The 22,424-nt window shown below is 59.6% G+C and carries 23 protein-coding genes and 1 tRNA gene; 18 read left to right on the top strand and 6 right to left on the bottom strand.

Annotation, left to right across the window (positions count from 1 at the left end; genetic code table 11):
* Positions 1-165: T6SS immunity protein Tli4 family protein (locus EC836_RS25140; RefSeq protein WP_370348088.1), on the top strand; the 165-nt coding region annotated here is incomplete at its 5' end.
* A 264-nt stretch (positions 166-429) separates the two neighbouring features.
* Here EC836_RS25140 and EC836_RS17385 read toward each other — a convergent pair.
* The 3 genes from EC836_RS17385 to EC836_RS17375 all read right to left on the bottom strand — a co-directional run bounded on the left by EC836_RS17385 (position 430) and on the right by EC836_RS17375 (position 2,240).
* Positions 430-1,044 carry a DapH/DapD/GlmU-related protein gene (locus tag EC836_RS17385; protein ID WP_123335371.1) on the bottom strand — a complete coding sequence of 205 codons (615 nt, stop codon included), beginning with the start codon at positions 1,042-1,044 and terminating at the stop codon, positions 430-432.
* 125 nt (positions 1,045-1,169) lie between these two features.
* A tRNA-Arg gene (locus EC836_RS17380) sits at positions 1,170-1,244 on the bottom strand.
* A gap of 69 nt (positions 1,245-1,313) precedes the next feature.
* A complete protein-coding gene (locus tag EC836_RS17375; RefSeq protein ID WP_123335369.1) occupies positions 1,314-2,240 on the bottom strand; it encodes a formate/nitrite transporter family protein in 927 nt (308 codons plus the stop codon).
* 272 nt (positions 2,241-2,512) lie between these two features.
* Between EC836_RS17375 and ccmA the strand changes: the two genes are divergently transcribed.
* From ccmA to mlaA, 9 genes are all read left to right on the top strand, one after another.
* Entirely contained in the window at positions 2,513-3,130 is a 618-nt protein-coding gene (ccmA, locus tag EC836_RS17370; RefSeq protein ID WP_123335368.1) for a cytochrome c biogenesis heme-transporting ATPase CcmA, read from the top strand.
* Positions 3,130-3,789 (top strand): heme exporter protein CcmB, encoded by a 660-nt coding sequence (gene ccmB / locus EC836_RS17365; protein ID WP_123335366.1) that lies wholly within the window; start codon positions 3,130-3,132, stop codon positions 3,787-3,789. The genes ccmA and ccmB overlap by 1 nt, the downstream gene beginning before the upstream one ends.
* Before the next feature lie 76 nt (positions 3,790-3,865).
* On the top strand, positions 3,866-4,609 hold the full coding sequence (locus tag EC836_RS17360; protein ID WP_123335364.1) for a heme ABC transporter permease: 744 nt from the start codon (positions 3,866-3,868) through the stop codon (positions 4,607-4,609).
* On the top strand, positions 4,606-4,851 hold the full coding sequence (ccmD, locus tag EC836_RS17355) for a heme exporter protein CcmD (protein WP_123335360.1): 246 nt from the start codon (positions 4,606-4,608) through the stop codon (positions 4,849-4,851). The genes EC836_RS17360 and ccmD overlap by 4 nt, the downstream gene beginning before the upstream one ends.
* Positions 4,835-5,317 carry a cytochrome c maturation protein CcmE gene (ccmE, locus tag EC836_RS17350; RefSeq protein WP_123335358.1) on the top strand — a complete coding sequence of 161 codons (483 nt, stop codon included), beginning with the start codon at positions 4,835-4,837 and terminating at the stop codon, positions 5,315-5,317. The genes ccmD and ccmE overlap by 17 nt, the downstream gene beginning before the upstream one ends.
* Positions 5,314-7,266, top strand: a complete 1,953-nt coding sequence (locus EC836_RS17345; protein WP_123335356.1) for a heme lyase CcmF/NrfE family subunit — start codon at positions 5,314-5,316, stop codon at positions 7,264-7,266. The genes ccmE and EC836_RS17345 overlap by 4 nt, the downstream gene beginning before the upstream one ends.
* Entirely contained in the window at positions 7,263-7,820 is a 558-nt protein-coding gene (locus tag EC836_RS17340; RefSeq protein WP_123335354.1) for a DsbE family thiol:disulfide interchange protein, read from the top strand. The genes EC836_RS17345 and EC836_RS17340 overlap by 4 nt, the downstream gene beginning before the upstream one ends.
* On the top strand, positions 7,817-9,391 hold the full coding sequence (locus EC836_RS25005; protein WP_233599356.1) for a cytochrome c-type biogenesis protein CcmH: 1,575 nt from the start codon (positions 7,817-7,819) through the stop codon (positions 9,389-9,391). Before EC836_RS17340 ends, EC836_RS25005 begins: the two co-directional genes overlap by 4 nt.
* 20 nt (positions 9,392-9,411) lie before the next feature.
* A complete protein-coding gene (gene mlaA, locus EC836_RS17325) occupies positions 9,412-10,173 on the top strand; it encodes a phospholipid-binding lipoprotein MlaA (RefSeq protein ID WP_123335352.1) in 762 nt (253 codons plus the stop codon).
* 83 nt (positions 10,174-10,256) lie between these two features.
* Here the strand turns inward: mlaA and fadL are convergent, their stop codons facing one another.
* Entirely contained in the window at positions 10,257-11,540 is a 1,284-nt protein-coding gene (fadL, locus tag EC836_RS17320; RefSeq protein ID WP_123335350.1) for a long-chain fatty acid transporter FadL, read from the bottom strand.
* A gap of 371 nt (positions 11,541-11,911) precedes the next feature.
* On the opposite strand from fadL, the gene EC836_RS17315 reads away from it, so the two are divergent.
* From EC836_RS17315 to sixA, 4 genes are all read left to right on the top strand, one after another.
* Positions 11,912-12,208 carry a YfcZ/YiiS family protein gene (locus tag EC836_RS17315; RefSeq protein WP_123335348.1) on the top strand — a complete coding sequence of 99 codons (297 nt, stop codon included), beginning with the start codon at positions 11,912-11,914 and terminating at the stop codon, positions 12,206-12,208.
* A gap of 177 nt (positions 12,209-12,385) precedes the next feature.
* A complete protein-coding gene (gene fadI / locus EC836_RS17310) occupies positions 12,386-13,696 on the top strand; it encodes an acetyl-CoA C-acyltransferase FadI (protein ID WP_123335346.1) in 1,311 nt (436 codons plus the stop codon).
* Positions 13,696-15,852, top strand: a complete 2,157-nt coding sequence (gene fadJ / locus EC836_RS17305) for a fatty acid oxidation complex subunit alpha FadJ (RefSeq protein ID WP_123335345.1) — start codon at positions 13,696-13,698, stop codon at positions 15,850-15,852. Before fadI ends, fadJ begins: the two co-directional genes overlap by 1 nt.
* A 170-nt stretch (positions 15,853-16,022) precedes the next feature.
* Complete coding sequence (gene sixA / locus EC836_RS17300) at positions 16,023-16,505, top strand: phosphohistidine phosphatase SixA (protein ID WP_123335343.1); 483 nt, start codon at positions 16,023-16,025, stop codon at positions 16,503-16,505.
* Positions 16,506-16,676: 171 nt separating this feature from the next.
* Here sixA and smrB read toward each other — a convergent pair whose 3' ends face one another.
* Positions 16,677-17,228: an endonuclease SmrB gene (smrB, locus tag EC836_RS17295; protein WP_123335341.1), complete on the bottom strand. Its 552-nt coding sequence runs from the start codon at positions 17,226-17,228 to the stop codon at positions 16,677-16,679.
* 201 nt (positions 17,229-17,429) lie between these two features.
* Between smrB and prmB the strand changes: the two genes are divergently transcribed.
* From prmB to EC836_RS17275, 4 genes are read left to right on the top strand one after another with little or no spacing between them, the layout of a single operon-like run.
* A complete protein-coding gene (gene prmB, locus EC836_RS17290) occupies positions 17,430-18,362 on the top strand; it encodes a 50S ribosomal protein L3 N(5)-glutamine methyltransferase (protein ID WP_123335339.1) in 933 nt (310 codons plus the stop codon).
* 26 nt (positions 18,363-18,388) lie between these two features.
* Positions 18,389-19,474, top strand: coding sequence for a chorismate synthase (gene aroC / locus EC836_RS17285; protein WP_123335337.1), 1,086 nt, complete (start codon positions 18,389-18,391; stop codon positions 19,472-19,474).
* A 5-nt stretch (positions 19,475-19,479) separates the two neighbouring features.
* Positions 19,480-20,304, top strand: a complete 825-nt coding sequence (gene mepA, locus EC836_RS17280; RefSeq protein ID WP_123335335.1) for a penicillin-insensitive murein endopeptidase — start codon at positions 19,480-19,482, stop codon at positions 20,302-20,304.
* Positions 20,305-20,336: 32 nt separating this feature from the next.
* Entirely contained in the window at positions 20,337-21,134 is a 798-nt protein-coding gene (locus EC836_RS17275; protein ID WP_105591205.1) for a sulfite exporter TauE/SafE family protein, read from the top strand.
* Between the two features lie 108 nt (positions 21,135-21,242).
* Here the strand turns inward: EC836_RS17275 and EC836_RS17270 are convergent, their stop codons facing one another.
* A complete protein-coding gene (locus tag EC836_RS17270; protein WP_123335333.1) occupies positions 21,243-22,415 on the bottom strand; it encodes a Gfo/Idh/MocA family protein in 1,173 nt (390 codons plus the stop codon).
* Positions 22,416-22,424 lie beyond the last annotated feature (9 nt).

Here is a 22,424-nt window from a genome sequence, read left to right as displayed (position 1 = left end):
TTCACGTTTTATGGTAATGAGGATATCGCCGATTTAAGGCATCCGGTATTTTCAGTTGAGTTGAATAATTCTGGTTTGGAAACGAAAAACTATACCGATTCACAGCTTGTCGATATCTGGGACAGAATCACCCGAACGTTCAGATATCGCCCCGGAGCATTCTGAATTAGGTACTGAAAGAAATGATGATCGCTACGTGAAGTGAAATAATTGAATTATTGTCTGCGCTGGATGGTATTTCCTTCGCAATATCTATTACTCTCTCGATAATATAACATTCTCATGAAAATGGCGGTCTATTTGAGGATGTTTAGCTTTAGGCAAGAAAATACTGCGATGGCTAATAAGCGGAAGGAAAGGTTCTGCTGTGTTATCTGCGGGAGCAGCGGTTTATATAATGCAAAAAGGAGGAGGGCAGCACGACAATGCTCACTCCCACCTGTCGCAAAATGCCTCAACGTCCGCATCCTGAAAATCGGCCAGCCGCGCAATAATGGTTTCCAGCGGCCAGTCCCACCAGGCAATCTGCTGCAGCCTGAGACCGATCTGCGGTGAAAAGCGTGAACGGATAGTTCTGGCAGGCACGCCGCCGACGATAGTGTAAGGCTCGACGTTTTTACTGACCACCGCCCCGGCGGCAATCACCGCGCCGTCGCCGACGGTAACCCCGGGCAGCACTATCGCCGCATGGCCGATCCATACGTCGTGGCCGATAACGACCTTATCGTCCCGGCGGCGGCTGAAAAACCCGGCGTCGCGCTGCGCGCTGGCCGAATAGTATTCCGGGCAGTAGGTGATGCGATGCTGTGAAGGGCGATCCATCGGATGATTCGGTGCGCCAATACGCACGCTGTTGGCAATGGCGACAAACTTCCCAATCGTGGCATCGGCCACGCTGCAATATTCCCCAATGTAGGAGAAATCACCCAGCGTGCTGTACTCCATCTGGCTGTTTGCCAGCACCTCGCACTGCTTTCCAGTGACGCATTCGCGCAACCGCACGCTCGGATCGATCCAGGTTTCTGCCAGCTTTACGTGATTCATGTGCTTTTACTCTCATCGCGGATGGCGTGAGTGTAGCGGCAGGATATGTCGGGAACATGACGGAATGGGATGCGCTGTTTTCAATAGGGAGGAGCACGGTTGCAGCGGGATACGAACTGATGAAATGGTGTCCCCTGCAGGAATCGAACCTGCAACTAGCCCTTAGGAGGGGCTCGTTATATCCATTTAACTAAGGAGACAGCGGCGGGAGTATAGCGCAATTCCTGCCGCAGATTAACTACTTACCTGACTGACTGCGCAATTTACCATCAATCCGCCGCCGGTTTGCGCTGCTTTTCCTTCTCGCGCTTCGCTTTTGCTTCCGCCTCGGCTTTGGCTTTGTTGCGCATATCGTTGCGGATTTGCGCGTGGCTGAGCAGGGCAAAAATAAAGGTGCCGCCGATGATATTGCCCGCCAGCGTCGGCAGGGCGAACGGCCAGATAAACTGCTGCCACGGGATATCGCCGTTAAAGACCAGATAGAAGATCTCGACGGATCCAACCACGATATGGGCCAGATCGCCCAGCGCGACCAGCCAGGTCATCAGGATAATCACCCAGATTTTGGCGGCTCCGGCGGAAGGAAACATCCAGACCATGGTGGCGATGATCCAGCCGGAGACCACCGCGTTGGCGAACATCTCTTCCGCCGGGTTCTCCATCACTTTCTGGCTGATGCTGACAAACGCGCTGCGGGTCGCCTCGTCAAAAATCGGCATATGGATAAAGGCCAGCGAGGCCAGCGCCGTGCCGATCAGGTTGCCCAGCAGCACCAGCCCCCACAGCCGCATCAGCAGCAGGCCGTTGCCCAGGGTGGGTTTATGCATCACCGGCAGCACCGCCGTCACCGTGTTCTCGGTAAACAGCTGCTGACGGGCCATGATCACGATGATGAAGCCGAAAGTGTAGCCGAGGTTCTCCAGCAGGAAACCGCCCGGCACCTCGTGCAGATTCACCTGGAAAATGCCCTTCGCCATTAGCGAGGCACCCATCGAAATGCCGGCGGCAATCGCCGAAAACAACAGCGCCAGACCGTCGCGCTCCAGCTCTTTTTCTCCCTCCTGACGTATCTGCTCATGCACCGCGGCGGCGCGGGAAGGCAGCACTTCCTCATCGACTTCAATTTCCTTTCCCTGTTCGCTCTCTTCGCTTTCGACTTCATTTTCAGCGTTTTGATCATGCGGCTTATTGTTCATCTTTCCCCCGGAGACACGTTCATAACCTGTTAAGCGTAGCGGAGTTTTTTATCTGGTAGAGGCGCATGAGAAGAAGGGCAAAAGGGTGAAACGTACGATGCCGTGCAATCAGAAGAGTAACAAAGCTTTAACTGCGACGTTTTCACAGGTAAAAGGCGGCTGTAATAGTGAATTAACCCGTGATTAGTGTGGATATCTTGCCCGTGCGTTTCCCGGCAGGCATCGGGCCTGTGGTATGATCCATCGCCCTGTTTTCAATGTGTGAATCTTCCATGCTGGCTGCCAGAAATCTTACCTGTAGGCGCGATAACCGGACGCTGTTTAGCGGCCTGAGTTTTTCCGTGTCCGCTGGGGAAATCGTACACGTTGACGGCGCGAACGGCGCGGGGAAAACCTCGCTGCTGCGCATTCTTGCCGGGCTGAGCCGGGCGGATGAGGGAGAGGTACTCTGGCAGCAGCAGCGCATTGATCGACAGCGTGAAGTTTATCATGCCAGTCTGCTGTACCTCGGGCATCAGCCGGGGGTGAAGGCGGTGTTAACCCCACTGGAAAACCTCCGCTTCTTCCATGCGGATTGCCCACAGTCGCTGCTGTGGCAGGCGCTGGAGCAGGTCGATCTCAGCGGTTATGAAGATGTCCCCGTGGCGCAGCTGTCGGCGGGCCAGCAGCGGCGCGTGGCGCTGGCGCGGCTGTGGCTGACCCGGGCACCGTTGTGGATCCTTGATGAGCCGCTGACCGCGATTGATCGGTCCGGAGTAGAGGCGCTGATGGCGCTGTTTGCCCGCCACACGGCGCAGGGAGGCGCGATGATCCTCACTACTCACCAACCGCTGCCCTTCGGCAAGCAGAAGATCAGCCTCGTTCGGCTGACCGCGGCGGAGGAAATCTGATGTTCTGGCGCGTGCTGAAGCGGGAGCTGCGAATTGCGTTCCGCAGCGGATCGGAAGTGATGAATCCGCTGTGGTTTTTTTTAATCGTTATCACTCTTTTTCCACTGGGAGTGGGTCCGGAGCCACAGCTGCTGGCGCGGATTGCGCCGGGCATCGTCTGGGTTGCCGCGCTGTTGTCCTCTTTGCTGGCGCTGGAGAGGCTGTTTCGCGATGATTTTATCGATGGCTCGCTGGAACAGCTGCTGCTGATGCCCGCGTCGTTGCCGCTGACCGTGTTGGGCAAGGTGGCCGCACACTGGATGGTCACCGGCCTGCCGCTGCTGCTGCTCTCCCCGCTGGCTGCGCTGCTGCTGTCGCTGGATGTTGCCAGCTGGCGCGCGATGGCGTTAACCCTGCTGCTGGGCATGCCTACGCTGAGCTTCCTAGGTGCTATCGGCGTGGGGCTGACAGTCGGCCTGCGGCGAGGCGGCGTGCTGTTAAGCCTGCTGGTCCTGCCGCTGGCGATCCCGATACTGATTTTTGCCAGCAGCGCGATGGATGCTGCCGGGCAGGGGCTGCCGATTGGCGGCTATCTGGCGATCCTCGGCGCGTTGCTGGCCGGGAGTTTTGCCCTTGCGCCGTTTGCTACCGCCGCCGCGCTCAGGATCGGCTTGCAGTAGCAAGGCACAACCCCAACCATCGCGTGCCGGGCGTGAAGCACCGAACGTTTTTTCTTTTATTGTGAGCAGGTTAAACATGTTGAAATGGATCCATCAACTGAGCAAGCCGGAGCGGCTGTATCACATCTGCGGGCGTTTCATTCCCTGGTGTGCGGCCGCCGGTACACTGGCACTGCTGCTGGGATGGGCGTGGGGACTGGGTTTTTCCCCGGCGGACTATCAGCAGGGCGACAGCTATCGCATCATTTATATCCATGTTCCCGCCGCGATGTGGTCGATGGGGATCTACGCGGCCATGGCCGTTGCGGCGTTCGTTGGCCTGGTGTGGCAGTGGAAAACGGCCGATCTCGCTGCCGCAGCGATGGCCCCGATCGGTGCCGTTTACGCTTTTATCGCCCTGGTGACCGGCGCGGCATGGGGAAAACCGATGTGGGGCACCTGGTGGATCTGGGATGCGCGGCTCACCTCGGAGCTGGTTCTGCTGTTCCTGTATATGGGCGCGATCGCCCTACGTCACGCCTTTGACGATCGCCGCACGGGTGGCCGCGCCGCCGGGATCCTGATCCTCGTCGGCGTGGTGAATCTGCCGATTATTCACTACTCGGTCGAGTGGTGGAACACGCTGCATCAGGGATCCTCCGGCGTGATGCAGCAGGCCATCGATCCCAGCATGCGCTCGCCGCTGCGCTGGTCAATTCTCGGTATGCTGCTGGTCTTTGTGACTCTCACGCTGATGCGCCTGCGCAACCTGCTGCTGCTGAGCGAAAGCCATCGTCCGTGGGTGGTGGCGATCGCCCTAAAAGGAGGGCGCAGGGTATGACTCCGGCATTCTCCAACTGGCAGGACTTCTTTGCGATGGGCGGCTATGCCAGCTATGTCTGGCTGGCGGTGGCCTGCGCGCTGCTGAGCCTCGGTGGCCTGATCCTCTGTACTGTCATCCAGCGCCGTCGCCTGCTGACGGCAATCCGCCAGCGTCAGGCGCGCGAACAGCGTATCCGGGCGGCAAAACTCAATAAAAACCGCCCCACGTCGGCAGGGGGCAGTCATGAATTCACGTCGTAAAAATCGCCTGATCCTGACGCTGGTGGTGCTCGCTGGCCTCGGCATCGCCACCGCGCTGGTGATGTACGCACTGCGCGCCAATATCGACCTGTTCTATACCCCCAGCGAAATTATCGACGGCAAAGGGGAAGCACGGCTGAAGCCCGCCCCGGGCCAGCGGCTGCGGGTTGGCGGCATGGTGATGCCGGGCAGCGTGAAGCGGGATCCCCACACGCTGAAGGTGTCGTTCCAGCTGTACGACAACAGCGGGGTGATTAACATCAGCTATGAGGGAATTCTGCCGGACCTGTTCCGCGAGGGGCAGGGCGTGGTGGCGCAGGGCGTGCTGGAGGACAGCCGCCACGTGCAGGCAAAAGAGGTGCTGGCGAAGCACGATGAGAAATACACCCCGCCGGAAATCAGTGATGCGATGAAGAAAAATCATCTGCCCGCCGCTTCCGGCATGCGCCGGGAACGTACGCCATGATCCCGGAAGTCGGCAGTCTCCTGCTGTGCCTGGCGCTGGGCGTGTCCCTGCTGCTGATAATCTATCCGCTGTGGGGCGCTACCCGCCGGGATACGCATCTGATGGCACTGGCGCGACCGCTGGCCGTTGGGCTGTTCGCCTGCGTTGCCGGTGCTTTTCTCGTACTGATACACGCCTTTGTGGCCAATGATTTCAGCGTGGCGTACGTGGCCGCTAATTCCAACAGCCTGCTGCCGGTCTGGTATCGCGTGGCGGCGACCTGGGGCGCGCATGAGGGATCGCTGCTGCTGTGGGTGCTGCTGCTCAGCGGCTGGACGCTGGCGGTCGCCCTGTTCAGCGGCAGCATGCCGCCGGAAGCCATCGCCCGCGTGCTGGCGGTAATGGGGATGATCAACCTGGCCTTTTTGCTGTTTATCACCCTGACCTCAAACCCGTTTGTTCGCACGCTGCCGGACCTGCCGATTGACGGCAACGATCTTAACCCGATGCTGCAGGATATCGGGCTGATCTTCCATCCGCCGCTGCTGTATATGGGCTACGTCGGCTTCTCCGTGGCCTTTGCGTTTGCCATTGCCTCGCTGCTGGCCGGTCGGCTTGATACGGCGTGGGCCCGCTGGTCGCGCCCCTGGACGATTGCCGCCTGGGTGTTTCTGACCGTCGGTATCGTGCTGGGATCGGCCTGGGCCTATTATGAGCTGGGCTGGGGAGGCTGGTGGTTCTGGGATCCGGTGGAGAACGCCTCGCTGATGCCGTGGCTGGCCGGAACCGCGCTGCTGCACTCGCTGGCGGTCACCGAAAAGCGCGGCGCCTTTAAGGCGTGGACGGTGCTGCTGGCGATTACCGCCTTTTCACTCAGCCTGCTGGGCACCTTTCTGGTCCGTTCCGGCGTGCTGGTCTCGGTGCACGCATTCGCCTCCGATCCGGCGCGCGGCATGTTTATCCTCGCCTTCCTGGTCATCGCTATCGGTGGATCGCTGCTGCTGTACGCCATTAAGGGGGGGCGGGTACGTGGCAGAGTGCAAAACGATGTCTGGTCGCGTGAATCGTTCCTGCTGGGCAATAACGTGCTGCTAATCGCCGCCATGCTGGTGCTGCTGCTCGGTACAATGCTGCCGCTGGTGCATAAGCAGCTGGGGCTGGGCAGTATTTCCATCGGCGAGCCTTTCTTTAATACACTGTTTACCTGGTTAATGGCGCCGATGGCGTTGATGCTGGGCATCGGGCCGCTGGTACGCTGGCGGCGGGACAATCCTGAAACGCTGTGGAAAAGGCTGGGCTTTGCCGCGCTGGCGACCTGCGCGCTGTCGATTCTGCTGCCGTGGCTGATGCAGGATCGGATTGAGGCGATGACCGTCGTTGGCCTGCTGATGGCGATCTGGGTGATAGTGCTGACGCTGATGGAGCTGCACGAACGCGCTGCCCATCGTCACGGCTTTTTCAAAGGGCTGCTGCACCTGTCGCGCAGCCACTGGGGCATGGTGCTCGGCCATCTCGGCGTCGCGGTCACGGTGATTGGCATCGCCTTCAGTCAGAACTACAGCGTGGAGCGCGACGTCAGGATGAAGGCCGGAGACTCGGTGGATATCCATAACTATCATTTCACCTTCCGCGCGCTGCGCAGCCTGCAGGGGCCAAATTACTCAGGCGGCGTGGGCATCATCGACGTCACCCTCAACGGTCAGCCGGAGGCCACGCTGTATGCGGAAAAACGCTACTACAGCGTGGCCCGCACTATGATGACCGAAGCCGCGATTGATGGCGGCTTCACCCGCGATCTGTACGCCGCGCTGGGGGAAGAGCTGGAGGGCAATGCCTGGGCGGTGCGCATTTACTACAAACCCTTTGTGCGCTGGATCTGGTACGGCGGCCTGCTGATGGCCGCAGGCGGCGTGCTTTGCCTGCTGGATCCCCGTTACCGCGCGCGCAAAAAAACACCGGGGGCGGCATGAACAGGAAAATATTGTTTATCCCGCTGTTCCTGTTTCTGCTGCTGGCGGCAGCGCTGCTGTGGCAGCTAAGCCGCAACGCCAGCGGCGACGATCCTACCCGTCTGGAATCCGCGCTGGTGGGCAAACCAGTGCCGGAATTCCGGCTGGAGTCGCTGGAGCCGCCGGGGAAAGTGTACGACAGATCGGTGCTGCTGACCGGTCGGCCGATCCTGCTGAACGTCTGGGCGACCTGGTGCCCGACCTGCAGGGCGGAACATCAGTATTTGAATGCGCTGGCGACGCAGGGAGTGCGGGTGGTAGGGCTGAACTATAAGGACGATCGCCTGAAGGCGGTGAACTGGCTGAATACCCTGGGTAATCCTTACACCTTGAGCCTGTATGACGGTAACGGCATGCTGGGGCTGGATCTGGGTGTGTATGGCGCACCGGAAACCTTCCTGATTGATGGCCGCGGCATTATCCGCTACCGGCACGCCGGTGATCTGAACGAAAAGGTCTGGCGGGATGAAATAAAGCCGCTCTGGCTGAAATACAGCCGGGAGGATGCGCCATGAAGCATTTTCTGATCGTCCTGGCTCTGATGTTATTGAGCACCGCCGCACTGGCGGACAGCATCGATACCCGGCAGTTTGACTCGGTGAGTCAGGAGCAGCAGTACCGTCATCTGACCGAATCGCTGCGCTGCCCGAAATGCCAGAACAACAGCATCGCCGACTCTAACTCAACGATCGCGGCGGATATGCGCCTGAAGGTCTACGAGCTGCTGCGCCAGGGGCAAACCCCGGAGCAGATAAAGGCGTGGATGATCGACCGCTACGGCAATTTTGTTTCCTATCAGCCGCCGGTGCAGCCCTCGACGTTAATCCTCTGGGCTGGCCCTTTGCTGTTTATCGTCATGGGCGCGCTGGTGATTGTGCTGCGCGGGCGGCAGCGTTCTGGTGCCGCCGGAACCGGAACCGCGAGTCAACGCGTGAGAGGGAGCCAGTGTTACGATGTTGGTCAGATGGAGCCGAACGCCGAACGCCAGGCGACGGAGTTCGCGCGAGCGCCGTCCCTGCCGAGCGCGTCAGGTCTGGCGGATGGAGGGCTTATGTCGCCCCCTCCATGCGATCCTGCCAGCCGGAACCCTGTCCTGACAGAGCCGCCGACAGCCCAGCCGCTGAGCCGCTGGGCGCTGCTGCCGGGCGGCGTGCTGCTGGCGGTTATCAGCGTGGGATTTTATTTGAAAATCGGCGGGCTGCCGCAGGTGCTGGCCTGGCAGCAGGTAAAAAGCGAGCTGCCCGCTTTGCGCAGGCAGGTGATGGACCCGCAGGCCGCGCCGCTGAACGTGGAACAGCTGGTGCAACTGGCACTGGGCATTCGCAGCGAACTGCAGCGTGAACCGCATAATCTGAACGACTGGATGATGCTGGGTAGGCTGGGGATGGTACTGAACAATCCCGCCATCGCCACGCAGTCCTTCGAGCGTGCCCTGAAGCTGGTACCGGATAATGCCGAGGTCAGGCTGAGCTACGCCGAGGTGCTGACGCGCTCCGGCGATACGCAGGATAACCGCCGGGCAGGCGCTATGCTGAGTGAGATGTTACAGCACGACGGCACCAACCTGCGCCTGCTGGGGTTATTGGCATTTAATGCTTTTAACCAGCAGGATTACCCCGCAGCCATTGAAGCCTGGGATAAGATGTTGGCACTTTTGCCGGCCAAAGACCCGCGTGTGGAGGTCATTCGCCGCAGTATTGCACAGGCCAGAAGCGCGTCCGGGCAGCAAAACAGTCGTCTGGCGCTTCAGGTAAATCTGTCGCCGGAGGCAGAAAAAATGTTACCGGAAGGTGGAGTGTTGTATATTTCTGTTTCTGACGGAACCACTCCAGTTCCCGTTGCGGTGAAAAAGTTGCCGCTGAGCCATTTTCCTCTATCGCTCACGCTGGATGACAGTAACGCAATGATGCCGGAGCGCTTGCTCTCAGCGCTGCATCAGGTGCGGGTTCGCGTTGAAATTTCGCGCGACGGCAGCGCCAATCCTCAGCCCGGTGACTGGTTCGGGCTGAGCGAGGTTACGCCATTCAACGGTCAACAGCAGCTTGCGGTCACAATCGACCAGCAGGTGGCAGACGATAATCCATAAACCAGTACAGGGAGAAAAAAATGAACTATCGCCTGACGGGCTTAGTGCTGGCAAGCGTAATGATGGTGGGCTGCGCCAGCTCTAAGAACGCCGATGATCCTCAGGGACGTTCCGATCCGCTGGAAGGTTTCAACCGGTCAATGTTCAACTTTAACTACAACGTGCTGGATCCGTATGTCCTGCGCCCCGTTGCGGTCGCATGGCGTGACTACGTACCGGTACCGGCGCGAAACGGGCTGGGTAACTTCTTCAGCAACCTGGATGAACCGGCCTCAATGGTGAACTACTTCGTTGAGGGGAACCCCTACAAGGCGATGATTCACTTTAACCGCTTCTTCCTGAATACCCTGCTGGGTATGGGCGGCCTGATTGATGTGGCTTCAATGGCCAACCCGAAACTGGCAAAAGAAGAACCGCGCGCCTTTGGTAGCACGCTGGGCCATTACGGCGTCGGTTACGGCACGTATGTGGTGGTGCCTGGCTACGGCAGCTTCACCCCGCGTGAGGATGTCGGTGGCCTGGTGGATGACCTCTATCCGCCGCTAGCCTGGCTGACGTGGTGGATGTCCGCCGGTAAGTGGGCGCTGGAAGGGATTGAAACCCGTGCGCAACTGCTGGACTCCGACGCCATCCTGAGCAATTCGAGAGATCCTTATGCCTTTATGCGTTCGGCCTACTTCCAGCATCATGATTTCCTTGCCAGCGACGGCAAGCTGATCCCGCAGGAAAACCCGAATGCGGCGGCGATCAAAGACGAACTCAACGATATCGACTCGCCGTAGTGTTCGCAGCGCTTTATCGCTGTCGCGCTGCATAAAAAAGGCCCGCTGGTTTCCCGGCGGGCCTTTTTCGTACTGAACGGCAATCAGAACTTGTAGTTAAAGCTTGCGCCGTACAGCCAGGCCTTACCGGTAGAGTTGAAGGTGTAAGGACCTTCTTTCACTGTCACGTGCTGGCCGTGCATATAGGAAACGCCAACGTCAACCGAAGCGTCTTCGTTGAAGGCATAAGACGTACCGGCGCTCAGCCACAGACGGTCCTGGTCCGGAATGGAAATGGAACGGGTCTGAGCTGGAACCGGGCTGTCATCGAAGGCGATACCGGTACGGAAGGTCCAGTGATCGTCATGATAGTAGGTGGTACCCAGCGCGATGCGGTAGGCATCCTTGAAGCTCTCATCCTTGTAGAACAGCTCCTGTCCGCTGCTGCCGGTGGCTTTCAGCTCCTGGAACTGGCTCCAGCTGGTGTAGGCCAGGCTGTAGTGCACGGCCCACTTCGGCGCCACCTTGTGGAAGCCGGACACTTCCCACATTTCCGGCAGGTTCAGCGTCAGCGCGCCGGGGATGGTGTTGCCGTCGGTGCCAAACGGCAGGCCGAGGCCCAGCGCCTGGTTCAGCGGGTTAATTGAGCTTGGCAGGCTGCTGCGGTAGTCACCGTCGAAATCGATCTTCACTTCAGAACGGTAGGTCAGGCCGAAGCGGTTATTTTCATCCACTTCATACAGAATACCAGCGTTCCAGCCGTAGCCCCATTCATCACCCTTCAGGTGGGCAATCTGGGTATTCGCCGGAATACCCAGCGAGCCGAGTGATTCACCGGCGTAGCGTTCAATTTTGGCACGCGCATAAACCGCATCAAAGCCCACGCCCAGGCTGAAGTGCTGGTTCAGGCGGTAGGCGGTGCTGAGGTTAAAGTTCATGGTGGTCAGGTCGGTTTTACCGGCGTAAGGCCCGGCGGTGTAGCTGTCGTTAAATTCGGTCGCCAGGCCGTAGTTAGACGTCACGCTGGCACCTAACCACCACTGATCGTTCAACGGCTGCACGTAGTGAATATTCGGCACCCAGGCAGTTGGGGCGATATTGCTCGCATCCAGGCTTTTACCGCTGGCCGACTGGCCGTCGATATCTACGCCGGGATCGATAAATACGGCGCCGACGGAGAACATCGGGCGATCCATCAGCGCCATGGTTGCAGGGTTACGGCTGGCGGACGCGGCGGTATCGCCCATCGCACCTTCGCCGGAGTAGGCACGGCCTAAACCAATAGAGGAAAATTCATTCAGCTGAAAGCCAGCCGCAAACACATTTGAAGAAACAAGGGCCACTGCCACGGCAAGTGTAGATTTCGTAAACAGGTTTTTATGGTTCATAACCACAACCTCATTAGATTTTATTAAACTCTGTTACTTGAAGTAACAAGGGATCGCGGATTGTAGGGACTGACTGACAGGCAACAAATCAGACCAGTGGCCCAAGTATAGGTCCGACCTGTACAGATGTTGCAATAATGTTTTCGACTTATTTCCAAAATGATGCAAGAAAAGAGATCTGACTAACAAAAACTTACAGGCTGAAATTTCGCACACCGTCTCTGATTGCGGTGGATCAAATAATAGTGTGATTTTCATCACTTCCAGGACTCATTTCGCCCGCCCGCTGGAGCCGGAAAAGCCGCCGGCGTAAAATGGACGTAGTCTTAAATTAACCTGCCGCTCACTGTCGCGGCATGCCGGAGGATGAAATGACCGACGCAATTAACCGCTGTAGCGCCAGCGAAACGGCAGCCTGTTGCTGCGTAGATGTGGGCACCGTGATGGATAACACCGACTGTACGGCGGCTTACCATCGTACTTTCGCTAACCGTAGCGAAGCCGAAGCGATGCTGACGTCGCTGACGGCGAAAGCGCGTGAGGTCGAGTCCGATCCCTGCGTCATCGAGAGTGCTTTTGCTGAAACGCCGGACGGCGTGGTGCTCGACTGCAGCTTTACCTTCAGCTGCCAGGCCGAAACGCTGATCTTCCAGCTCGGTCTGCGCTAATCTTGCAGGCCGGTATGTGCTGACCCGCGGTGGGGAGCGCCATGCTCCCCACAAACCGTGTTTTCTCTCGCATTTTTTCCTTCCCGCCGTAGCGCCCCGCCTTATTCTGGTTAACACTGAGGAGGTCAGACCTCTTTGGCAGCGATGCCGTCCATCGACACGAAACAGGTGATAACAATGAGCAAAGCGCTACCTTTGCTGACGCGCCAGGGCGACCGTATCGCCATAACCCACGGGCTGCGCACGCCGTTTGCTAAACAGGCGACGGCCTTTCACGGCATCCCGGCGCTGGAACTTGGGCGGATGGTGGTCAGCGAACTGCTGGCCCGCAGCGAAATCCCCGCCGATATTATCGATCAGCTGGTCTTTGGCCAGGTGGTGCAGATGCCGGAAGCGCCGAACATCGCCCGTGAAATCGTGCTGGCCAGCGGCATGAGCGTCCACACCGACGCCTACAGCGTCAGCCGCGCCTGTGCCACCAGTTTTCAGGCGGTGGCGAACGTGGCGGAAAGCCTGATGGCGGGCAGCATTCAGGTGGGGATCGCCGGTGGTGCTGACTCTTCCTCCGTCCTGCCGATTGGCGTCAGCCGCAAACTGGCACGAACGCTGGTCGATCTCAACAAGGCGCGCACTCTGTCGCAAAAACTGAAGCTGTTCAGCCAGCTGCGTCCGCGCGATTTACTGCCGGTACCGCCCGCGGTCGCCGAATACTCCACCGGGCTGCGCATGGGCGATACCGCCGAACAGATGGCAAAAAGCCACGGCATCAGCCGCGAGCAGCAGGATGCACTGGCGCATCGTTCGCATCAGCGTGCGGCCCGCGCCTGGCAGCAGGGGCTGCTGAATCAGGAGGTAATGACCGCGTTTGTTCCGCCGTGGCATGCCGCGCTGGAACAGGACAACAACGTTCGCCCTGATTCAAAGCCGGAAGACTATGCCCGCCTGCGCCCGGCGTTCGATCGCCGTCACGGCACGGTGACCGCCGCCAACAGCACGCCGCTGACCGACGGCGCGGCGGCGGTGATCCTGATGACCGAATCCCGCGCGCGCGAACTCGGCATCATCCCGCTGGGCTATCTGCGCAGCTACGCCTTCACCGCCATTGGCGTGCGTGAGGATATGCTGCTCGGCCCGGCGTGGTCTTCCCCGCTGGCGCTGGAGCGCGCGGGCATCACCCTCAGCGACCTGACGCTGATCGACATGCACGAGGCGTTTGCCGCGCAGACTCTCGCCAATCTTAAAATGTTCGCCGACGAGCGCTTTGCCCGTGAGGTGCTGAAGCGTCCGCACGCGCTGGGCGAGGTTAATGAAGAGATCTTTAACGTGCTGGGCGGCTCCATCGCTTACGGCCACCCGTTCGCGGCCACCGGGGCGCGGATGATCACCCAGACGCTGAACGAGCTGCGGCGTCGTGGCGGTGGTCTGGGGCTGGTCACCGCCTGTGCGGCGGGTGGTCTTGGCGCGGCAATGGTTCTGGAGGCGGAATAATGGAACAGGCATCAGCATTTACCCTGACGATGCGGCTGGACAACGTCGGGGTGATTACCATCGACGTGCCGGGCGAGAAGATGAACACCCTGAAGGCAGAGTTTGCCGGAGAGATCCGCAGCGTGCTGCAGCGCGCCTGCGCCAACCCGCAGCTGGCCGGGCTGGTGATCGTCTCCGGCAAGGCGGACTCTTTTATTGCCGGGGCGGACATCGCGATGATAGCGGCCTGCAGCAGCGCGCAGCAGGCGGAAAAGCTGGCGCAGCAGGGGCAGAAGGTGATGGCCGAAATCGCGGCGTTACCAGTGCCGGTGGTGGCGGCAATCCACGGCGCGTGCCTCGGCGGCGGCCTTGAGCTGGCGCTGGCCTGCCATCACCGCGTCTGTACCCTGGATGAGAAAACCCGTCTGGGATTACCCGAGGTGCAATTGGGCTTGCTACCGGGTTCCGGCGGCACGCAGCGCCTGCCGCGGTTAATCGGAGCCTCGGTGGCGCTGGAGTTGATCCTCTCCGGAAAAGCCCTGCGCCCACGGCAGGCATTGAAGTGCGGGCTGGTGGATGAAGCGGTGCCGCACGCTATTCTGCTGGAAACGGCAATAAAAACCGTGCTGAAAGCGCGCGAGGTGAGAAAACCGCTGCCGCTGCGCGAACGGCTGCTGAGCGGCCCGGCGGGCAGGGCGCTGCTGTTTAGCATGGCGAAACGCCGCGCGCAGGCGAAGACCCACGGCAACTATCCGGCGGTGAATAAGATTCTGACGGTGGTGCGCCAGGGGCTGGAGCAGGGCAGCACCAGCGGCTACGAGGCGGAAGCGAGAGCCTTTGGCGAGCTGGCAATGACGCCGGAATCCGCCGCGCTGCGCGGGCTGTTTTTTGCCACCACCGCGCTGAAAAAAGATCCGGGAGCCGCGGGCGAACCGCGAGCGCTGCGCAGCATTGGCGTGCTGGGTGGCGGGCTGATGGGCGGCGGTATCGCCTGCGTGACCGCCACCCGCGCCGGGCTGCCGGTGCGTATCAAGGATATTAATGCGCAGGGCATCAACCACGCGCTGAAAACCAGCTGGCAGGTATTAAGCAAAGCGGTTAAGCGGCGGCAGCTGACGGACGCCGGGCGGCAACAGCAGATGGCGTTGATAACCGGCGGCACCGACTATCAGGGCTTCAGCCAGCGCGACCTGATTATTGAGGCGGTGTTTGAAGACCTGGCGTTGAAGCAGAAGATGGTGGCGGAAGTTGAAGCCCACTGCGGGCCGCAAACGATCTTTGCCTCCAACACCTCTTCGCTACCGATTGCGGATATTGCTGCGGGCGCGCAGCGGTCGGAAAACGTGATTGGCCTGCACTATTTCAGCCCGCCGGAAAAAATGCCACTGGTGGAGGTGATCCCGCACGCGGGCAGCAGCGATGTCACCGTAGCGACGGCAGTGGCGCTGGCGAAAAAACAGGGCAAAACGGCGATCGTGGTGGCGGATAAGGCCGGTTTTTACGTTAACCGTATCCTTGCCCCTTACGTGATTGAGGCGATGCACTGCCTGCTGGCTGGGGAGCCGATTGAAGCGATCGACGATGCGCTGGTGAAGTTTGGCTTCCCCGTCGGCCCGGTGCAGCTGCTGGACGAGGTGGGGATTGATGTCGGCACACATATTATGCCGGTGCTGGAGCAGGCCTGGGGTGAACGCTTCGCGCTACCTGCCGCGCTGGGCGCGGTGCTGAACGATAACCGCAAGGGGCGCAAAAATGGCCGGGGCTTTTACCTCTACGGCAAACGCCCGGGCGGGAAGAAAAAGGCCGATGCGGAGATTTATCGCCTGCTTAAGCTGACGCCAAAACCTTGTCTTAGCGCACAAGATCTTGCTACGCGCTGTGTAATGATGATGCTCAACGAGGCCGCCCGAACCCTGGAGGAACAGGTGGTGGGCAGCGCGCGGGATGGGGATATCGGTGCGGTATTCGGTATTGGTTTCCCGCCGTTCCTCGGCGGGCCGTTCCGTTATATGGACCGGATGGGGATCGCTCAGGTGGTGAACACCCTTGAGCAGCTGGAGCAGCGATTTGGCTCCCGCTTCGCGCCCTGCGAACGGCTGAAAAAAATGATGGAAGAACAGAAAACCTTCTACGGACCGGATGTTACGCTGGATAGCGGCGACGTTTCAGCGAGTTAATTCTGAGCGATAAGGAGGTTGCTCTGTCGGGTTGTTCTACCGGTCGCTCACTAAGTAAACAATCGGTTGACTATACTAAAGGCATTAGGTACAACACACCGTTCATTCTATGAATGAAGAGTCGGTGGCGTTATACCTCCGGCGTTTTTGTTTAACAACAGCGGTGCTATATGCAAGTTTTTATAATGCGTCACGGTGATGCGGCTCTGGATGCAGCCAGTGATTCAGTAAGACCTCTGACCCACTGCGGCTGTGATGAGTCCCGTCAAATGGCGGCCTGGCTTAACGGTCAGTCTGTGGATATCGAACGCGTGCTGGTCAGCCCTTACCTGCGGGCAAGGCAGACTCTGAATACGGTGCGTGAAGCGCTGACGCTGCCCGCGGGCGAAGAGGTGTTGCCCGAGCTGACGCCCGGCGGCGATCCGGCTCAGGTGGCGTGCTATCTGCAGGTTTTGGCTAACAAAGGCGTGAAATCGGCGCTGGTGATTTCGCATCTGCCGCTGGTGGGGTATCTGGTTGCCGAGCTCTGCCCGCAGGAAGCGCCGCCGATGTTTTCAACCTCCGCCATTGCCTGCGTTGATTTCGATCCGGACAGCGCCCAGGGCAAACTTGAGTGGCAGGTTTCACCCGCCAAACTCGCCAAAGCGATCTAGCTTACGGCTCCGGGTCGGCCTCGTTCTGCGGTCGACCCATTTTGCACTGTCCACCTTTTTAGTCCAGGCGTCCACGCCGCCGTATCTCCATTCCTTGTTCTGCCTGACCGGCACCCGCCCTACACGCATTCAGAAGCTTTGATCAATCGTCTTGCGCCAAGTCCGAAGTCTTTACGGCAGCTCCGGCGGCGTCCACTCTTCCACTTCAATCAGCACCAGCAGGGCCGCATCGCCGCCGAACAGCTTGGGTGCCTGATGAAACGCCGTGACCCACGGATGCTGAGCAAGCCACAGCGGCGTCTGCTGCTTCAGAATATGTTTGCCGTGCCCGTGCATCACGCTGGCGCAAAAAATATGCTCGCGCCGACAGGCGGCAATCAGCGCCCCGAGTTCCTGCTTGGCCTGCTGCTGGGTCAACCCGTGCAGATCGAGAAAAATCTCCGGCGTATAGTCGCCGCGGCGCAGCTTTTTCAATTCGTAGTGGCTGACGTCGGATCGCACATAGCGAACCGGGCCTTCGTTGGCCAGCAGCGGCTGGAATTCATCGGAAAAGTAGTGGCTGGCATCCATCTGCTCGGACAGCAGGCGTTTTTGCGGCACTTCACTGACTTTCTTACGCGGCGGTTTGTGAACGATGGTGTCCTGCGCCAGCTTGCGCGTCCCGCTCATCAGCCCGCGAAACAGCGCCTGGTCCTCCACGCTCAGTTTCTCTTTTTTACTCATCTCAACTCACTGCCTGTTCTCAGAATAGCGCGGGTAACCGGCCAGCATTCCGCATCATCATAATGTTTTCTGCCGCTAGTCTACCTTTTCTTCCCCCCGGTACTAAACAAATCTCAGCTTTTTCACCCCCTCGCGCTGAATTATCTGCGGCTTCGTGGCAAACTAGCGCCCGGGTTTAACGAACGGCCTGCGGAGGGCACTTTGGACAAAATTTTCGTCGATGAAGCAGTGAATGAACTGCACACCATTCAGGATATGTTGCGCTGGTCGGTCAGCCGCTTTTCTGCTGCTGATATCTGGTACGGCCACGGCACCGACAATCCCTGGGACGAAGCCGTTCAGCTGGTGCTGCCAACGCTCTACCTGCCGCTGGATATCCCGGAAGATATGCACACCGCGCGCCTGACCTCCAGCGAGCGTCACCGCATCGTTGAGCGGGTGATCCGCCGCGTTAACGAGCGCATTCCGGTGGCCTATCTGACCAATAAAGCCTGGTTCTGCGGCCATGAATTTTACGTTGATGAGCGCGTGCTGGTGCCGCGTTCGCCGGTGGGTGAACTGATCAATAACCGTTTCGACGGCATCATCAGCGACGAGCCGCGCCACATTCTGGATATGTGTACCGGCAGCGGCTGCATCGCGATTGCCTGCGCTTACGCCTTCCCGGAAGCGGAAGTGGATGCGGTGGATATCTCCACTGACGCGCTGGCGGTAACCGAGCAGAATATCAGCGCTCACGGCCTGGATCAGCACGTTACGCCAATTCGTGCCGATCTGTTCCGCGGACTGCCGGAAACGCAGTACGATTTGATCGTGACTAACCCGCCATACGTCGATGCGGACGACATGGACGATCTGCCCGATGAATATCGCCACGAGCCGGAGCTTGGCCTGGCGGCGGGGCGCGATGGCCTGAAGCTGGTGCGCCGTATTCTGGCCTGTGCGCCAAACTATCTGAGCGATGACGGCGTGCTGATCTGCGAAGTGGGTAACAGCATGGTGCATATGATTGAACAGTACCCGGATGTGCCTTTCACCTGGCTGGAGTTCGATAACGGCGGTGACGGCGTGTTTATGCTGACCAAACAGCAGATTATCGATGCCCAGCATCACTTCAAAATGTTCAAAGACTAATTAGAAAAACAGATCGAGGAGCCAGTATGGCGGGTAATACCATTGGACAAGTATTTCGGGTAACGACGTTTGGCGAATCTCACGGTATCGCCCTCGGCTGTATCGTTGACGGCGTGCCGCCGGGCATTCCGTTGACCGAAGCCGATTTGCAGCACGATCTCGACCGTCGCCGCCCTGGCACCTCGCGCTATACCACCCAGCGCCGCGAACCGGATCAGGTCAAAATCCTTTCCGGCGTGTTTGAAGGCCGCACCACCGGCACCAGCATCGGCCTGCTGATCGAGAACACCGACCAGCGTTCACAGGATTACGGCACGATCAAAGATCTGTTCCGCCCAGGCCATGCCGATTACACCTACGATCAAAAATACGGCTTCCGCGACTATCGTGGAGGCGGCCGTTCATCCGCCCGTGAAACCGCTATGCGCGTCGCGGCGGGGGCGATTGCCAAAAAATATCTGGAAATGAAGCACGGTATTAAAGTGCGCGGCTACCTGGCGCAGATCGGCGACGTGGCCTGCGAGCTGAAGGACTGGGATCAGGTCGAGCAGAACCCGTTCTTCTGCCCGGATCCGGACAAAATCGAGGCGCTGGACGAGCTGATGCGCGGTCTGAAAAAAGAAGGCGACTCGATTGGCGCAAAAGTCACGGTGATGGCGGAGCGCGTTCCGGTCGGCCTCGGCGAGCCGGTCTTCGATCGCCTGGACGCCGACCTGGCGCACGCGCTGATGAGCATCAACGCGGTGAAGGGCATTGAAATTGGTGACGGCTTCGCGGTGGTTAACCAGCGCGGCAGCCAGCATCGTGACGAAATCCGAGCCAGCGGCTTCCAGAGCAACCACGCGGGCGGCATTCTCGGCGGCATCAGCAGCGGCCAGACGATTATTGCGCATCTGGCGATGAAGCCGACGTCCAGCATCACCGTACCGGGCCAGACCATTACCCGCAGCGGCGAAGAAGTGGAAATGATCACTAAAGGCCGTCACGATCCCTGCGTGGGCATTCGCGCAGTGCCGATTGCCGAAGCGATGATGGCGATTGTGCTGATGGATCACCTGCTGCGCCATCGTGCGCAGAATGCGGACGTTCACACCGATATCCCACGCTGGTAACGACGATGAAAAAGACGCTGCTTGTGCTGTGTTCCCTGCTGATTTCTGCGGTATCCGTGGCGGCGACGCCGTGGCAGACGATCCGTCAACCGATAAGCGGTGCACCGCAGTCGATTGGCGCGTTCTCCAACGGTTGCATTATCGGCGCTCAGGCGCTGCCGCTGGAAGCGCCGGGCTATCAGGTGATGCGCACCGATCAGCGTCGCTATTTTGGTCATCCCGATCTGATTGCCTTTATCCAGCGTCTTAGCACGCGCACCACCCAGCTGGGCCTGGGCGAAGTGCTGGTGGGGGACATGGGTATGGCGGCCGGTGGTCGCTTCAGCAGCGGCCACGCCAGCCACCAGTCTGGCCTGGACGTGGATATCTGGCTACAGCTGCCGAAGCAGCGCTGGTCTCAGCAAATGCTGCTGAAGCCGCAGCCGCTGGATCTGGTCAGCGCCGACGGTAAAAACGTCGTTGCGCGTCACTGGCAGCCGCAGATCGACAGCCTGATCAAGCTGGCCGCGAAGGATAATGAGGTCACGCGTATCTTCGTTAATCCGGCGATCAAAAAGCAGCTGTGTGCCGATGCCGGTGCCGATCGCGACTGGCTGCGCAAGGTGCGTCCGTGGTTCCAGCACCGTGCGCATATGCACGTGCGCCTGCGCTGCCCGGCGGGCAGCCTGCAGTGTGAGGATCAGCCGCTCCCGCCTGCGGGCGACGGCTGCGGGGCCGAGCTGCAAAGCTGGTTTGCTCCGCCAAAACCGGGCACCACCCCGCCGGTAAAACGCGAGCCGCCACCGCTGCCGCAGGCCTGTCAGGCGCTGCTGGATCGGCATTTGCTCTGATCGCCGTAACATTCAGGATTTAAGGAATTCAGATGGAGTGGTTTGCCGTTGCCCCGTGGCTGCTTGGGGTGCTGTTTCTGGTGGCGTTGCTTGCCGGTTTTATTGACTCAATCGCCGGAGGCGGTGGCCTGCTGACCGTTCCGGCGCTGCTCGCTGCCGGGCTCTCCCCGGCGCAGGCGCTGGCGACCAACAAGCTACAGTCCGTTGGCGGCTCGTTCTCCGCCAGCCTCTATTTTATTCGCCGCAAGGCGGTGGATCTGCGCGAGCAGAAGCTGAATATCGCCCTGACGTTTCTGGGATCGATCTGCGGCGCGCTGCTGGTGCAGCACGTTAAAGGCGACATTCTGCGCCAGCTACTGCCGCTGCTGGTGATTGCCATTGGCCTGTACTTCCTGCTGATGCCGCGCATCGGCGAAGAGGATCGCCATCGTCGCCTGCACGGTCTGCCGTTTGCGCTGGTCGCCGGGGGCTGCGTCGGTTTCTATGACGGCTTCTTCGGGCCGGGGGCCGGGTCGTTTTACGCGCTGGCGTTCGTCACCCTGTGCGGTTACAACCTCGCGAAATCAACCGCGCATGCCAAAGTGCTGAACTTCACCTCAAATCTCGGCGGCCTGCTGTTGTTTATGCTCGGCGGGAAGGTGGTGTGGGGCGTTGGCGTGGTGATGCTGGCGGGGCAGGTGTGCGGTGCGCGCCTCGGTGCCAGAATGGTGCTGAGTAAAGGCCAGAAGCTGATCCGCCCGATGATCGTGATTGTTTCCGCGGTGATGAGCGCCAAGCTGCTGTTTGACAGCCACGGTGCGGAAATCATTGCGTGGTTCCACGCGCTGTAGGCAGCATCAACCTGCCGGATCAGAAAAAATCAGGCGCTACCCCCTACGGTTAAGCAAAATTTAACCGCCGTAGCGCCTGACAAAGCCTTCGCCTTCCTTACCTGAGATTCAGCCCCGGCTGACGTTGACCCAGCGGCGCTCATCCATCGAATCCTCAATTGCCTGCAGGATCCGCTGGTTCTCCCAGCCAAAAGCAAAGTTCGGGTAGCAGTCGTCATCGCGGCAGATGCCCTGCACCAGATCGTGCACTTCCAGCACCTTCACGTCGAAATAGCCCAGCCCGCCGCCGCCAAAATCAAAGCCAAAGAAGGCGGAGTAGGACGGGATCTGGCTACCGGCATACAGGGTTTTGAAGCCGCGATCGCGCTTGTCATCGTTAAAGCGGAACACCTGCAGTTCGTTAAAACGCTCGCCGTCCATATACAGCGTGCCTTCGGTGCCGGAAACTTCCCAGTAAACGCCGAAAATGCGTCCGGCGGCGATGCGCGAGGATTCAATCACCCCGGCGGCACCGCTGTCGAAGGTGACCAGGCACTGCATCTGGTCGTCGTTCTCCACTTCACGACGTTCGGCGTTTGCTTCTACCTTGCTGGCGTAGCCGCTGTCCACGCCCGGAACCGGACGGGTTTTCAGGTGCGTCTGGCCGCTGGCGCAGACTTCGCTGACGCCGCCCATCAGATACTGCGCCACCGACAGCGTGTGAGCGCCCAAATCGCCGAGCGAACCGGAACCGGCCAGCTCCTTCGAGCAGCGCCAGGACCACGGCAGTTCAGGGTCGTTATAAAAGCCCTGATCGAAGGTGCCACGGAAGCGCACCGGCGTGCCGATTTCACCGCGTTCAATCAGCTGTTTTGCCAACTGCGCCGCCGGGGTTTTGATGTTGTTAAACGCCACCATGGTTTTCACCCCGGCTTTGCGTGCGGCTTCAGCCATCTCGCGCGCCTGCGGCTCGGTCACCGCCAGCGGCTTCTCGCAGTAGACGTGTTTACCGGCGGCGATCGCCTCCAGCGCCATCTGATGATGCAGATGGTTAGGCGAGGTGATATCAATCACGTCGATATTCGGATCCTGCAGCATTTCGCGCCAGTCGCCGAACGCGTGCAGCGCGCCAAAGCGTTTCGCCGCCTGCTCGGCCATCGCCTGGTTTTGATCGGCAATCGCATACAGCACCGGCGTTTTTGGCAGGTTGGGGTACAGCAGCGCGGCGCGGCGGATAGCGTCGGCGTGTGCCTGGCCCATAAAACCAGAGCCGATAAGGCCAATATTTAGCGTGTCAGACATGATGATTCC

The organism is Erwinia sp. JUb26 (genome assembly GCF_003751505.1).
Classification (GTDB): domain Bacteria; phylum Pseudomonadota; class Gammaproteobacteria; order Enterobacterales; family Enterobacteriaceae; genus Erwinia.
The sequence above is the reverse complement of the archived record's forward strand: the minus strand, read 5'-3'. Positions and strand labels throughout refer to the sequence as shown.